Annotated in this window: 10 protein-coding genes; 3 read left to right on the top strand and 7 right to left on the bottom strand. The window is 68.4% G+C overall.

Annotated elements, in window-relative coordinates; all coding sequences use genetic code 11:
• Nucleotides 1-254 precede the first annotated feature (254 nt).
• The 4 genes from ABOD76_RS07855 to ABOD76_RS07840 all read right to left on the bottom strand — a co-directional run bounded on the left by ABOD76_RS07855 (nucleotide 255) and on the right by ABOD76_RS07840 (nucleotide 4,038).
• The gene (locus tag ABOD76_RS07855; protein ID WP_350244256.1) at nucleotides 255-926 is read right to left on the bottom strand and encodes a Type 1 glutamine amidotransferase-like domain-containing protein; all 672 of its coding nucleotides are present in this window, start codon (nucleotides 924-926) and stop codon (nucleotides 255-257) included.
• Between the two features lie 478 nt (nucleotides 927-1,404).
• Nucleotides 1,405-2,148 carry a type I methionyl aminopeptidase gene (gene map, locus ABOD76_RS07850; protein ID WP_350244255.1) on the bottom strand — a complete coding sequence of 248 codons (744 nt, stop codon included), beginning with the start codon at nucleotides 2,146-2,148 and terminating at the stop codon, nucleotides 1,405-1,407.
• A 389-nt stretch (nucleotides 2,149-2,537) separates the two neighbouring features.
• Complete coding sequence (locus ABOD76_RS07845) at nucleotides 2,538-3,350, bottom strand: SDR family NAD(P)-dependent oxidoreductase (RefSeq protein ID WP_350244254.1); 813 nt, start codon at nucleotides 3,348-3,350, stop codon at nucleotides 2,538-2,540.
• 271 nt (nucleotides 3,351-3,621) lie between these two features.
• A complete protein-coding gene (locus tag ABOD76_RS07840; protein ID WP_350244253.1) occupies nucleotides 3,622-4,038 on the bottom strand; it encodes an Rrf2 family transcriptional regulator in 417 nt (138 codons plus the stop codon).
• Between the two features lie 264 nt (nucleotides 4,039-4,302).
• Between ABOD76_RS07840 and ABOD76_RS07835 the strand changes: the two genes are divergently transcribed.
• A complete protein-coding gene (locus ABOD76_RS07835; protein WP_350244252.1) occupies nucleotides 4,303-7,083 on the top strand; it encodes a GAF domain-containing protein in 2,781 nt (926 codons plus the stop codon).
• Nucleotides 7,084-7,198: 115 nt separating this feature from the next.
• On the opposite strand, the gene ABOD76_RS07830 is transcribed toward ABOD76_RS07835, so the two are convergent.
• Complete coding sequence (locus tag ABOD76_RS07830; RefSeq protein WP_350244251.1) at nucleotides 7,199-8,407, bottom strand: LCP family protein; 1,209 nt, start codon at nucleotides 8,405-8,407, stop codon at nucleotides 7,199-7,201.
• Nucleotides 8,408-8,557: 150 nt separating this feature from the next.
• Between ABOD76_RS07830 and ABOD76_RS07825 the strand changes: the two genes are divergently transcribed.
• Nucleotides 8,558-9,334: an aminoglycoside adenylyltransferase domain-containing protein gene (locus ABOD76_RS07825; RefSeq protein WP_350244250.1), complete on the top strand. Its 777-nt coding sequence runs from the start codon at nucleotides 8,558-8,560 to the stop codon at nucleotides 9,332-9,334.
• 55 nt (nucleotides 9,335-9,389) lie between these two features.
• On the opposite strand, the gene ABOD76_RS07820 is transcribed toward ABOD76_RS07825, so the two are convergent.
• The gene (locus tag ABOD76_RS07820) at nucleotides 9,390-10,760 is read right to left on the bottom strand and encodes a replicative DNA helicase (protein ID WP_350244249.1); all 1,371 of its coding nucleotides are present in this window, start codon (nucleotides 10,758-10,760) and stop codon (nucleotides 9,390-9,392) included.
• Nucleotides 10,757-11,800 (bottom strand): hypothetical protein, encoded by a 1,044-nt coding sequence (locus ABOD76_RS07815; RefSeq protein ID WP_350244248.1) that lies wholly within the window; start codon nucleotides 11,798-11,800, stop codon nucleotides 10,757-10,759. The genes ABOD76_RS07820 and ABOD76_RS07815 overlap by 4 nt, the downstream gene beginning before the upstream one ends.
• A 556-nt stretch (nucleotides 11,801-12,356) precedes the next feature.
• Between ABOD76_RS07815 and ABOD76_RS07810 the strand changes: the two genes are divergently transcribed.
• Nucleotides 12,357-12,812 (top strand): hypothetical protein, encoded by a 456-nt coding sequence (locus ABOD76_RS07810; RefSeq protein WP_350244247.1) that lies wholly within the window; start codon nucleotides 12,357-12,359, stop codon nucleotides 12,810-12,812.
• The last annotated feature ends 65 nt before the right edge of the window (nucleotides 12,813-12,877 follow it).

The raw sequence follows: 12,877 nt of genomic DNA, 5'->3' as shown, positions 1-12,877 counted from the left end.
ACCCCCTTGACGGAGACATCAATCCTTTCCCATTCAGACGATGGGACAACGTTTGCCTTGTGTTGGTTCATCATGCCGGACCCACCCGGTGCTGTCAAGCGAGCCGGGGCTGAAGGGACGGGCTCCGGCGGACGATCACGGTACCGGTGCGCTGTGTGAGGGCAGGACGCCCGGCCGTGTGAAGGCATCAGCCTTCGGAACAGCATCACCGGCGGACAGGGCGAACCGCCCCACTCACCCGGCAGCGCCAGGCATCAGGACCGCAGGAGTTTCCAGTGGCCTTCGGACACCACCTCGACCTTCCCATCCGTCACTTTGATGGCCGTCTCATCGTCGATCGCGTACGCCGGCCCCGAGAGCCCGGCGGCCCAGCGTTCTGCGTTGTGCAGGGTGTTCCACGGCAGATCCGGGTGGTCCAGATGCGGGAAGATCGAGAAATCGACCAGGCCCAGCGTTTCATCGCTCCCGCTAGGCGGCGTCCAATTCACGAAGTCCTCGCCGATGCGGGGCGTCATCACCATGCTCCCTGCGCTCAGGCCCACCCAGACGGTCTCGCGCAGCGACGGGAAGAGCTCCGCCAACCCCGATTCTCGTATCCAGTGGTGCAGGTACATGGCGTCGCCGCCGTTCACCAGCAGGACGTCGGTCTGCTGGACCCAGGGCACCCAGCGCGCCCGATCGATGCTGGGCAGCGCCGTGAGCTCGAGGACGCCCACGGAGTTCCATCCCAGTTCGGTCATCGGGCACCGGGGTTCCTGGCCACTGATAAAGCGCCAGGCGTGGCTGGGATTGGTCTGGGGATGTCCGTACCCCGCGGTGGGGATACACAGGGCGTTGGCGTCCCGGATCGGCTTGCCCAGGAGCTCCACCAGCGCGTCGTGGATCGTCGGGTTCTTGATTCCAGCAGAGGTGAGCAGAAGGTTCATGGGGCTTCTCCTTGCGGATGGAGCTGCACAGGCTCCTGCCGGCGAGTGTGGGGTTCCAGAGCAGAATAGTCCCTGAACGTAAGTGGTGCAACTATTACACTCAGAGCAGAGTGAAGCTGACCGGCAGCGCCTTTGACAAGGACGCACCGCTCCTGTGGGTGTCCTTTCGGCAGTCTGCGGAGGACACCGAGGAAAGAACGTGCGCCCTGCGGAGGGTCCGGGGCGTAGCCGAGTCCACACCCCACCCGGCCCCACCCACTGAGTCAGTCCTCACCGGCTCCTGCCCAGCCACGAAAGACAAAGGGACTCGGTCGCGCCTGGGGTGGATGCCGAGGGCCGTTCATGGTGCGTTCTGCCTGTGACGTCACGGACGTGAACGGGAGGAACGACGAGCCGGTGCCACTCGAGTGGCACCGGCTCGCTCCCCGAAGTGCTCCAGCCGTGGGGCACCTGACGGGTCTGCCTCGGCGTTGAGCGTTCAGGCCGTCAGGATCAGCGGTTTTTCCCTGGTGATCATGACGGTATGCTCGAAATGGGCCGCCAGGCCCCCATCGGTGGTGCTCAGCGTCCAGCCGTCCCGCCGCGTCCTCACCCGAGGTGAGCGCCCGGTGGAGACCATCGGTTCGACCGCGATCACCAGGCCCTCGTGCAGCCGCTTCCGGTCCTCTGGCCGGAAGTAGTTCGGCACGTTCGGCTCCTCGTGAATGGCCCGGCCGACCCCGTGCCCGAAGAGTTCCCGCAGCACCGTGAAGCCGCGGCGCCGCACCTCCTGCTCAACGGCCCGGCCGATCGCATGGACCGGCTGGCCGGCCGTGGCCGCCGTCATCCCCGCCTGGAACGCCGCCTCGGTGCACTCGATCAACCGCATCACCACCGGGGAGGCCGGGGGAACCGCCACCGTCACCGCGGCGTCGGCGATGTACCCGTCCACGAACGGCGTGACGTCGATGCTCACCACGTCGCCGGCCGCCAGTGGCCGGGCGGTGGGCAGCCCGTGGACGATGTCGTCGTTCACGCTGATGAAGACATTGACGGGGGCGTCGTAGGTCATGCGCGGTGCGGACCGGGCTCCGTGGTGCTTGAAGACCGTTCCGGCGAGGGCATCGAGCTCGGCGGGCGTCACGCCCGGACGGATGGCCGCTTTCAGGGTGCGGAGCGTCTCGGCCACGACCCGGCCTGCGCGCTGCATGCCCTGCAGGTCGGTTTCGGTGTTGATGGTCATGCCCTACTGTAAGCCACCGGCCCGGTCCAGACACGGCCAAAACTCATGGGGAAGGGGCGGTCAAGACCGTGATTTCCGACAGGCGGCAGGCCCTCGTGGTTCCCTTGCGCCTCAGCGCGACCCCGCGCAGGTGGACGGGAACCCCAGTTCGAGGAGGTCGTCTCCTCAGGACTTAGGCCAAGACGGGCGGCAGCTGGATCAGGCTGTACGTTGGGGTCTGGATGCCGTCTGGGATGCGTTTCAGACTCCCTGGTGTCCTGGCCACCGCGGAACAATCGCGACGTGTCCGCTGGGGAAAGGGGCGGCAGGACGCCGCCCCCACGTCACCGAGTTGAGAGCACAGGTGCCGCTCTGAGGTGCAGGGCCTGCAGCGGGGGCATGGCGCTCGATCAGGCGACGTAGCGCACGACGCCGCCGTCCACGCGGAGCGCCGCGCCGGTGGTGGCCGAGGCCTGGTCCGAACTGACGTACACGATCATGTTGGCGATCTCGTCTGGCGTCGCGAACCGCTGAATCAGGCTGGTCGGGCGAAGCGCCTTGAGGAAGGCCTGCTCGGCTTCCTCCTGCGTGGTCCCCTGCGCTTCGGCCTGCTGCGCCATCAAGCTGCCCAGCGCCTCGGACCTCGTCGGGCCGGGCAGCACCGCGTTGACGGTGACCCCGCTGCCCGCCACCGCCTCGGCGAGGCCCCGTGAAACGGCTAGCTGCGCGGTCTTGGTCACGCCATAGTCGAGCAGCTCCTTGGGAATATTGACCGCGGATTCGCTGCTGACGAACACCACCCGGCCCCAGCCTCGGGCGACCATCCGCGGCAGGTAGTGGCGGGAGGCGCGCACGCCGCTCATCACGTTGAGCTGAAACAGGCTGAGCCAGTCCTCGTCAGGAATCCTGGCGATGTCCTCGATGCCCTGGTAGTCCCGCATGTACGCGTTGCCCACGTTGTTGACGAGGATGTCCGCGTCTGGCGCCTGCGCGAAGAGCGCTTCAGCGCCCTCGGCGGTCGTGAGGTTGGCGACCACGCCGCTGATGTCACGTCCGGGAAAGGCCAGCTGCATCTCTTGCACCACCGCGTTGACCCGTTCGGCGCTGCGCCCGTTGATGACGACGGACGCGCCAGCCCGTGCCAGCCCTTCGGCGGTGGCCCGGCCGATGCCGGCGGTTGATCCCGTGACGATGGCCTTCCGGCCCGTGAGGTCAATATTCATCGTGTGTCTCCTGTTGTTCCTGCTGGGGGTGGGGATGGCCGCACCTGGAAGCACGGGTGGTCCGTGCTCCTGGATGGGGGGCCACCGGTGATGGGCGTCGCCTCAGTCCGTCAGGGGTGAGGTCATCGATGTTGACCTGGGGGACGGCGAGGGGACCGTTCAGTAACGGGGTCTCGTTCACTTCGGCTGGACGGCAGACCGGATCATCCAGCGGGTACGACTACAGACGGAGAACATGTAACCGATATAACTACATGTTACGTAAAAAAAATCAGCCGATACGTCGAGCGAGATCCGACATCACGTCTGCAAGGGTGACCTTCGCCAGGTAATCATCCAACACCTCTTGCGCCCCGCCGAAGACGGATCCCAACGTGTCCAGAATGTTCCCACCGACCGAGCACTGGGGGTTGGGCCGCTCGTGCAGCCTGAACACCGATTCCGGCGCATCGACCGCGCGGTACACCTGGAGCAGCGTGAGCTCTTCCGGCTTGTGCGTGAGGTGGATGCCAGCGACGCCCTGGTGCGTCTCCACCAGGCCGGCGGCGCGCAGCAGCTTGACAATGCTGCGGATCACGACCGCATGCGTGCCCACACTGCTCGCGAGGTCCTCCGAACTGAAGGTTCGTTGGGGATTCAGCGCGATCATGGACAGGATGTGGATGGCGACGGCGTATTGGCTTCTCACGGGTGCGGCCTCCCTTCCGCTTGTAATCAGTATGACTACATGTTCTTGGGGTGTCAAGCGAGCCTCGTCGGCAGCTGTACCGGGCGCAGGCCTCCAGGCTGGCTTGCGGTCCTGGACGTCCCCGGCCCGCAGCTGCTGAACCGGGTTCGGCACCGAGTCATCCTCTCGAGCCGGGTCTCCTCACGCGTCCTCCATCCAGCATCCTGGTGACATTGCGTTGCCTGCTTCACCGCGAACCTGCGAGGGGGCAGCGTATCTTGAAGCATGTCCTCCCTGCCCGCTGCGTCCTCCGGTCCGGAAACTGCCCTGGAGGTGCAGCTTCAGGACGTCACACAGGCACTCGCGGCCGCGCGAACGCAGGTGGAGGTCCTGGACGCGGTGCTCGACGCGGCCGTGCGGGCCCTGGCGGCGACTTCCGGTGCCGTCCTGCTGGTCGACGAAGACGCCCAGGTCCTGCGGGTGGCGGCGGAGCTCCAGCGGCCGAACCCGGCTGAGCCACTGGCGGTCTGGCAGGACGGCCCGCTGGACGCCCAGGAGCCGGCCGCGGAGGTGCTGCGGACGCATCAGGCGCTGTACCTGGAGCAGCGGGCCGGTGCGGTCGCGGCGGTTCCGATGGTCCTGGCCGGCCGGCTGCTCGGCAGCGTGGTGCTGGCGTTCCGGGAAGCGCGGCCCTTCACCGCCGAGGAACGCGCCTTCCTGGACACCCTGGCCGTGCACGGGACCGTCGCCCTGGACCGGATAAGGCGGCGTTCGCTGAATACGGGCGTCCCGGACGAACGCCCCGAGCCGCCCCCGGTGGACGCCCGCGCCCAGGACGCCTTCATGGCCCTGACCGAGGCCGTCGGCAGCGAAATCGACCTGCCGGTGCTGGTGCGTCAGGCCATCGCGGTGCTGCAGGGCCGCTTTCCCGGCGCGAGCGTCGGCCACTACGTGCAGGAAGGCGAGCTCTGGAAAGCCCAGGTCTGGAGCGAGGACATGACGCCGGAGCTGACCGCCGTGATCACCGCGGGCCTGCCGGCCGAAACGCCGCTGATCGCTCGGGTGCTCGAGGGCCGTCAGCCGGTCTTCATCGACGGCTGGAACCCTGAGGAGGAGCAGATCAGCCCGAGTGAGGCGTACGCGTCCGCCGCCGGCTACCCGCTGCTGGTGAACGGGGAGCTGCACTCCCTGCTGGCCGTGGGGCTCCGGGACACCCCCCGCTGGAGTGAAGCGGACCGCGGGATCGTCCGGGCGGTCGGCCGGAGCCTGAGCCTGGCGCTGGAACGCACCCAGACCGCCCGGCGCCTGCTGCGGCAGAACGCGGAGCTGCAGGCCCGGACCCGCGCGCTCGAGGCCTTCGCGGCCTTGACGCGGGACCTGGCGCTGACCAGCGATCCGCTGCTGCTGATCCAGCGGGCCCAGGAGGTCGTCATGTCGATGCTGACCGACGGGGCGGCCATGTACTTCGAACCCCAGGGGGACCGCTGGGTCTGCCGGGTGCAGTCCGGCGACCTGCAGTCCCCCGAGCTGCAGATTCAGATCGACGCCGGTCTGCCGTACGCCGAGACGCACAGCCTGCTGGTGCCCTGGACCACCGGGCAACCGTACTTCCAGAACGTGCACGCCCAGCGCACCGACCAGCTCGCCCCGCTCACAGGGCACATCGCCGCCTCGGCCACCCTGCCGATCCGAACCGGCGGCCGGACGGTGGGCGTGCTGGCTTTCGGGTTGTTGCGCCAGCGGACGTGGTCGAGCGTGGACCGGGTGCTGCTCGGCACCGCCGTTCAGAGCCTCGAACTGGCGCTGGAGCGCGCTGCCCAGACCCGGACGCTCGACGAGGAACGGGTGGCGCTGGAAGCGTTCACCCGCTTCACGCAGCAGGTCGGCAGTGAGCTCGACGTCGATGTGCTGGTGCGCGAGGCCATCGCCCTGCTGCAGGAAACGTGCGAGGTGGACGTCGCCTACCTGGAACTCGACGGCGATCTGTACCGGGCGACGGCGTGGAACCCCGGCTACGACCCGGCGCTGCTGTCGCGGCTGCAGGAGGGCTTTCCGCTCCGGCGGTCGAACCTCGCCCTGATCCTGCGGGACCATCAGGTCGCGTTCATCGACCACTGGGATGCCGCCGGCGAGTGGATCCTGGAGTCGGTGCATTTCCTGGCGGTCGCGGGGTATCCATTCTTTCGAAGCGGCGAGCTGCACAACGTCCTGGTGATGGGGTCGGGCGCCTCGGCGACGTGGTCGGAGCGGGACAAAGGCATCTTCCGGGCAGTCGGCCGCAGCCTCGATCTGGCGCTGGAGCGGGCCCGGCAGGCCCAGACGCTGCGCGAGCAGCGCGACGCGCTCGCGGCCCGCACCCAGGAGCTCTCGGTCGCCACCGAGGAACTGCAGGCGTTCTCCTACTCGGTCACACACGACCTGCGCACGCCGGTGCGGCACATGATCGGCTTTCTGGAACTGGCGAGAAAAGCGCTGGACGGCAAGTTGGACGCCCGCAGCGCCCGCTACCTGGACGTGGTGGAGCAGGCCGGCGGGCAGATGAACACATTGATCGACGCGCTGCTCAACCTGTCGCAGGCCACCCAGCAGCCGCTGCGCCTGGGCATGGTCGATCTGAACACGGTCGTGGCGCAGATCAAGGACACGCTGATGCCGGACCTACTGACCCGCCACATCCGCTGGGAGGTGGCGCCGCTGCCGACCGTGTGTGCGGACGCGGACGCCATGAAGCAGGTGCTGACCCAGCTGACCGAGAACGCCCTGAAATTCACCCGCTCCCGCGATCCGGCCATCATCCGGGTGTACGCCGAGGATCAGGGGAGCCGGTGGGGCGTGTTCGTGCAGGACAACGGGCTGGGCTTCGATCCGCGCTACCAGGATCGGCTGTTCAACGTCTTCCAGCGCCTGCACAGCGCGCAGGAGGCGACCGGCTCGGGTGTGGGCCTCGCGAGCGTCCGCCGCCTGATCGCCAAGCACGGCGGGCAGGTGTCTGCCGCTGGACAGCCGGGCGAAGGGGCCACCTTCGGCTTCAGCCTGCCCAAGGACATGGAGCAGGCGCGCCGGTAGCGGAAACGCCACCCCAGGAGGTCAAGGTAAGGCCCCGACGCGCGTCTGGGTCCGGCGGCCTTGGTCCCCCATTTGGGTCATCGCCCCGCTCGACGTCCCCATGTGCGCGTTCGCCTCACTTCGGTGGGGCCTTCCCGCGTGACGCCAGTGGCCTCGGGACCGCGTCCCACCCGACCCAGACCGTGACGTCTGCGTACACGGACCCCTGCCCCGAGGCGCGCGCCACCCCGAATCCGAGATCGCGGCGAACCCGGCTGGCCTCACTGGCGCTGGCGTTCGACAGCACCGCGCTCGCCCGCCCAGGCGGGACCTCGCGCCGGCTCACGAAGATCCTCCGGTAGCCGGCCTGCCACAGCCGCTCCTGCACCCTCGCGAGCTGGGCGGCCGTTCCGCCGGAGCTGATCAATGCCACCCGCAGCGCGCGCACGTCACGGGCGGCTGCAGTCGCGGGCGCACCTCCAAAGTTCGCCAGGGTCCGCCGCGCCGCCGTGGCGTCCATCTCCCAGAAACTCCCCCGGTTCACGGTGAGAAAGCGCCCCGGCAAGAAAAACGTCTCCACGCGTGGCCAATGCAGCGCCATGCCCAGCGCCGCGCTGAGGTCGCGGGCCCCGGCGTTCGTGCGGATGTCGCGCTGCAGCACTCCGGGAAGAACGCCCAGGCGGGCCGCGCCGGACGGGGCGAGCAGCCGGCGGGCCAGGGCATTCACGAAGGTCTGCTGCCGTTGCGCGCGGCCGATATCGCCCATCGCGTCGTGCCGGAAGCGCACGAACTGCTCGGCCTGCACGCCCGACAGGTGCCGCCAGCCTTTGGTGAGGTGAATGTGCAAGTTGGCGGCCGTGTCGTCGTAGGTCATGTTCTGCGGCACGTAGATGTCCACCCCGCCCAGGGCGTCGGTCAGGTGGCGCACGCCGTCCAGATTGACCAGCACATACGCCTGAAGGTGGAGGCCGGTCAGGCGTTCGACGGTGCGGACCATCCCGTCCGGGCCGAGTCTGGGTAGGGCGGAGTTGAGCTTCCCCCAGCCGAAGCCCGGCAGCCACACGCGGGTGTCGCGCGGCAGGCTCAGGGTCCGCACCGTGTTGGACACCGGGTCGAGTTGCAGCAGCAGCAGGCTGTCCGTGTTGCCCCGGAAGTGCTCGGGCGCGCGCACTCCTGGAGCGCGGTAGTCGGGGGCCACGCCCGCGATCAGGTAGTTGACCGCCCTGGTGGGCGGGTGTGGGGTGACCGCCACACCATGCAGCCGAGCGGTGGCATGGCTTCCCGCTGGGGCCAGCTGCCCCACCGCCACCACCGGAGCGGGCAGCAGCGTGCTGAGCAGGAACACGAGCGCAGTGACGAGACAGAGACGCGCGACGAGACGGACCGGAGGCATGTTCATCCTTGTGGTGAGCGTGATTGACGTCCAGCTGAGGGGTGGACCCTCACGATACCCGATTCTGTGGTGGCCTCACCACACGGCTGGTACGCTCCTGGCATGAACCGCCCTGCACCGCCGGACGTTCAGCAGCTCGTGGGCCGTCTGGCGCAGGAGCTCCCTCAGCAGCTGGGCGAATCGTTGATGGGGCTGTACCTGCACGGCTCCCTGGTCACGGGCGATTTCAACCCGCAGCGCAGCGACATCGATCTCCTCGCCGTCCTGGCTCAGGACCCCTCCGAGGAGGACCTGGAGCACCTCCACCGCTTCCACCGGGAGCTGGAGGCGGAGGAGCCGGCCTGGCGGGGCCGGATTGAAGTCAACTACAGTTCGCTGGCCGGTCTCCGGGACTTCCGCACGCAGCCGCATCTGATGGCCCGCATCAGCCCAGGCGAGCCGCTCCACCTGGTCCAGGCGACCCGGCATTACCTGCTGCAGTGGTACATGGCGTGGCATAGCGGCGTGGCCCTGTTCGGTCCGCCGCCGCAGGACCTGCTGCCGAGCTTCGACCCGGCGGAATTCGTCGCGGTGGTCCGGGAACACGCCGGCAACTGGCCCGTCTGGATCACGGAGATGGACCCCGGCCAGGAGGGAGGCCACGCCTATGCCGTGTTGACCGTGTGCCGCGCCCTGTATACCGTGACCACCGGGGAACAGCGTTCCAAGAAACAGGCCGCGGTCTGGGCGGCCCAGCGCCTCCCGGCGTGGGCTGGGTTGATCGACTGGGCGGTGGAGTGGTGGTTCGACACGGGAGCAGCGCGGGCGCGTCCTGACTGTTCGACCGTCCAGCGGTTTGTCATGTCGATCAGCGAGCAGATTGCCCACCTCCCTGAATAGGCGGAAGGTGAAGCCTCTACAGGAGGCGCGACTGTCCAGGCTCCAGTCCCTGCGCTCAGGCGCCCCGTTGCCCCACCTGAGGCTGCCCCGCTGCATACTCCGCCGCGAGGGTCTGGAAGCGGATGAAGTGGCTCTGGAACTGCACCTGGCATTCCCCCAGCGGGCCGTTGCGCTGCTTCCCCACGATCAGCTCGGCGACGCCCGGCTGGTCGGTGCTGGCGTTGTAGTACTCGTCTCGGTAGATGAACAGCACCACGTCGGCGTCCTGCTCCACCGCCCCGGACTCGCGCAGATCGCTGAGCATCGGCCGGCGGTTGGGCCGCTGCTCGACCGCGCGGGAGAGCTGCGAGAGGGCCAGCACCGGGAGCTGCAACTCCATCGCCAGGGCCTTGAGCGCGTTGCTGATCAGGGTCACGCGCTGGACCGGGTGCTCGCCGGCCCGCCCACTCACCTGCACCAGCTGCAGGTAATCGAGGATGAACAAGCGCAGCGGCTGGCGGGCATGTTCGCGCCGTACCTCGTCCAGCAGCGCCTGCAGCGTCAGCGCCGGTTTGGCCAGCGCGTCGTACCGGCCCTGGTCGAGGCGCTGCTGGGCCTGACGCAGGCGCGCCCAGTCACGGGCCTGCAGGGCGTGCGGCTGACCACGCCGGGCCCTGCTGAACTGCTCCAGGCTGACCCGCGCCTCACTGGCGACGATCCGGGCCGCGAGTTCTTCGGCCGGCATCTCCAGGCTGAAGGCCAGCACCCGGCCGCTGGCCCTGGCCACATGGGCGCCGATCTGGAAGGCGAGCCCCGACTTGCCCATGCCCGGCCGGGCGGCCAGGACGTACAGCCGGCCCGCCTCCAGCCCGCCGGTCAGACGGTCCAGCGCCTCCAGCCCGGTGGGCAGGCCCTGGGGGCCGGTGCCCCGCTCCGCCTGCTCCAGGACGGTGCCGATGCTGCTGGAGAGGCTCACCACCTGCGTCCGCGCGAAGGTCAGCACCGGGGGCGCCCCCTGTAGCGCGCCGAGGTCCTCCAGGTCGATGTCCTGGGCGTAGGCGTGGCGGATCACCTGGGCGCTGTGCTGGATGCTGGCCCGCAGGTAGCGCTTCTCCAGCACGATGCGGGCGTAGTGGTCGGCGTGCGCGGAGGTGGGGACCTGCTGGCCCAGGCCGATCAGGGTGCCGAGGCCACCAGCGGCGTCGAGCCGGCCGCTGCGGATCAGCTGCTCGCTGAGCGTGGTGAGGTCGATCGGCGCCGTGACCTCCTGAAGGGTCCGCATGGCCCGCCAGATGTGCCGGTGCCGCTCCAGGTAGAAGTCGTGGTCGCCCAGCTGCGCCACGTCCGGCAGGCCCAGGGTGTCGTTGTCCAGCAGGACGCTGCCCAGCACGCCGACCTCGGCCTGTTCGCTGTGGGGCTCGGTCCTTGGGGGGTGGATGCCGCTCACGCGGCCCCACCGGCCAGCGGCCAGCGCTCCACGATCGCCGCGCCCAGATCGGCCGGCGCGCCAACGTCCTCGAAGTACACCAGCCCGTACTCGACGCTTTCCACGGTCCAGGTCCGGCCATCCGGCGCGGTGCGGCGCTCGCCCGGCCGGACCGTGGGGCCGCAGCCGGGCGATTGTGGTGGCGGGGCCAGCTGTTTGGCCATGCGGGCCCGGAGGGCGCCCAGCGGATGGGCGAAGCTGCCGCTCTGGATGATGTCGTGGACGTGCGCCTGCAGCGGTTCGGTCAGGCCCTGTTGGATCCAGGCCTGCCAGAGTGGCGCCTGCCGTTCCTGTGTGACCGGGTGCAGCCGGTTCAGCCGCACCCAGTCGTGCCAGGTGGGCAGCAACCCGGCCGCATTGATTGCGTCGCGGGCGGCGTGGAACGGGCCCGGCGGCGTGGACGAGTTGGCGCTGCGGCGGGCCTGTGCCGGATGCCCGGTGAGCCCGTCCAGAGCGGTCGGAAGGCCGGGGTGGTCTTCGTCAGGCTTCGTGGTGCTGGGACCGGACCCGGCAGCGTCGTCCCTGGGGTGGCGCTGCCGGAGCTCATCGGAAGTCACGGTGCGGATGATGTTCCTTCCAGCTCCTTCACCTTCCTTCAGGGCCGGCTGGTGGCCGTCCAGAACGATGTTCTGGGGGTCGAAGGGCGAATGGTGGAGCGAACCGCCGTTCGCTCCACCGTTCGCACCGGCGTTCGGGGTGGTGTACCTCCAGCGCCGGCCCGTCCTGGTGCAGAAGCCCAACTCGGCCAGGGCGGCGAGGGCCTTCTCGACCGCGCGTTGACCCAGACCGGTCTCGAGCTGGATCTCGGCCACGCTCACCTCCGCCTTGTGAATGAAGTTGGCGCGCTGGGCCAGGACCGTCAGCGTGCGGGACGTGGCCGTGCCGTTCTGCTTCTGGAAGTCGACCACGGCGCGGTCGGTGGTGGTGTAGGTGCCGGCCTCGCGTCGCCTGGACGGGCGGTGTGGCGGGTGCTGAACGATTCCAGCGGAGGGCAGGGTCATGGCTGCTCCGGCAGGAGCGCCCGGAAGGGGGCTGGAAGCGTAACGATGACCCTGAGACCGAAGCGGAGAGGGGAGACCCGCTCAGGACGGGACGGGTGGGGGTGACGGGCGAGATCAACCTTGGAATGGAGCATGTGGGCACCTTTTTGCAGAGAGCAGCCGAGGGAAGAAGCGGGCCAGACGAGTGCAGAACCACACAGGTGGAGCTGACGAGCAAAGGATGGTGGCAAGAAGTGGGCAGTATAGATTGCTAGAGTAATAAGACTCGGCCACAACAGAGCCCCCTCAAGAAGAGCAGACCGTTCAGGGCATCGGTCGATCCCAGTTGTTCACATCGATCTTAAAGCTGGCTGACATAAACATATGACGGACACGAGCATTGTCACCGGTCTAGTTCAGGCTGGAACGCACGCGCACAATTTATTGCTTATGCAATATCTAATCAAGTCGTCTGCCGTTCATTTGAGCTACGCACCGCCGCGAATGCTTCTGGTAATATTGCTCAATTCCTATGGACGACGCTTCAGCATCCCCAGCTGCCCGCCGCTCACCGCGAGTGAACGAATGGCTGATTGACCAGCGCACCCGTCTGGGGTTGGGCCAGGACGAAGTCGATCGCCGCACGCGGGACCTGGGCGCGCGGGTGAGTCAGCCGTACCTATCGCAGCTGGAACGCGGAGTCAAAGCGCTCGAAGACCTGGGTGGCGCCCGGATGGACGCCCTCCGGCGCGTCTACCAGGTCAGCCCGGAGGCGTGGACCGATCACACCGGTCTGGCCATCGTGACGCCTCAGCAGGGTCCACGACCTGCGGCCAGCCCCGCCCCAGCACCTCTGCCGGACGGGCTTCAGCAGGTGATCCAGCAATATGGCGCCGTGTTTTCTGAGCTTCAGGAACACCGCTGGCAGCACTACCTGGCCCGGTTGAAGTGGCGCGGCGGCCTGGCCACACCCGATCAATGGTTCAACGTCTTCCAGGCGATGCGCGCCAACGGCATTGAGCCGGACCACTGAAGCGCAGGGAAGGAACGCTGCCGAAACCAAGATGGTTCTTGACCAGGCCGGATGCCTGGCCAAAG

Origin of the sequence: Deinococcus sonorensis KR-87 (genome assembly GCF_040256395.1) — a bacterium.
In the GTDB taxonomy this organism is placed as follows: domain Bacteria; phylum Deinococcota; class Deinococci; order Deinococcales; family Deinococcaceae; genus Deinococcus; species Deinococcus sonorensis.
Note: the sequence above shows the minus strand (reverse complement) of the source record. Positions and strands in the feature narration are given on the sequence as shown.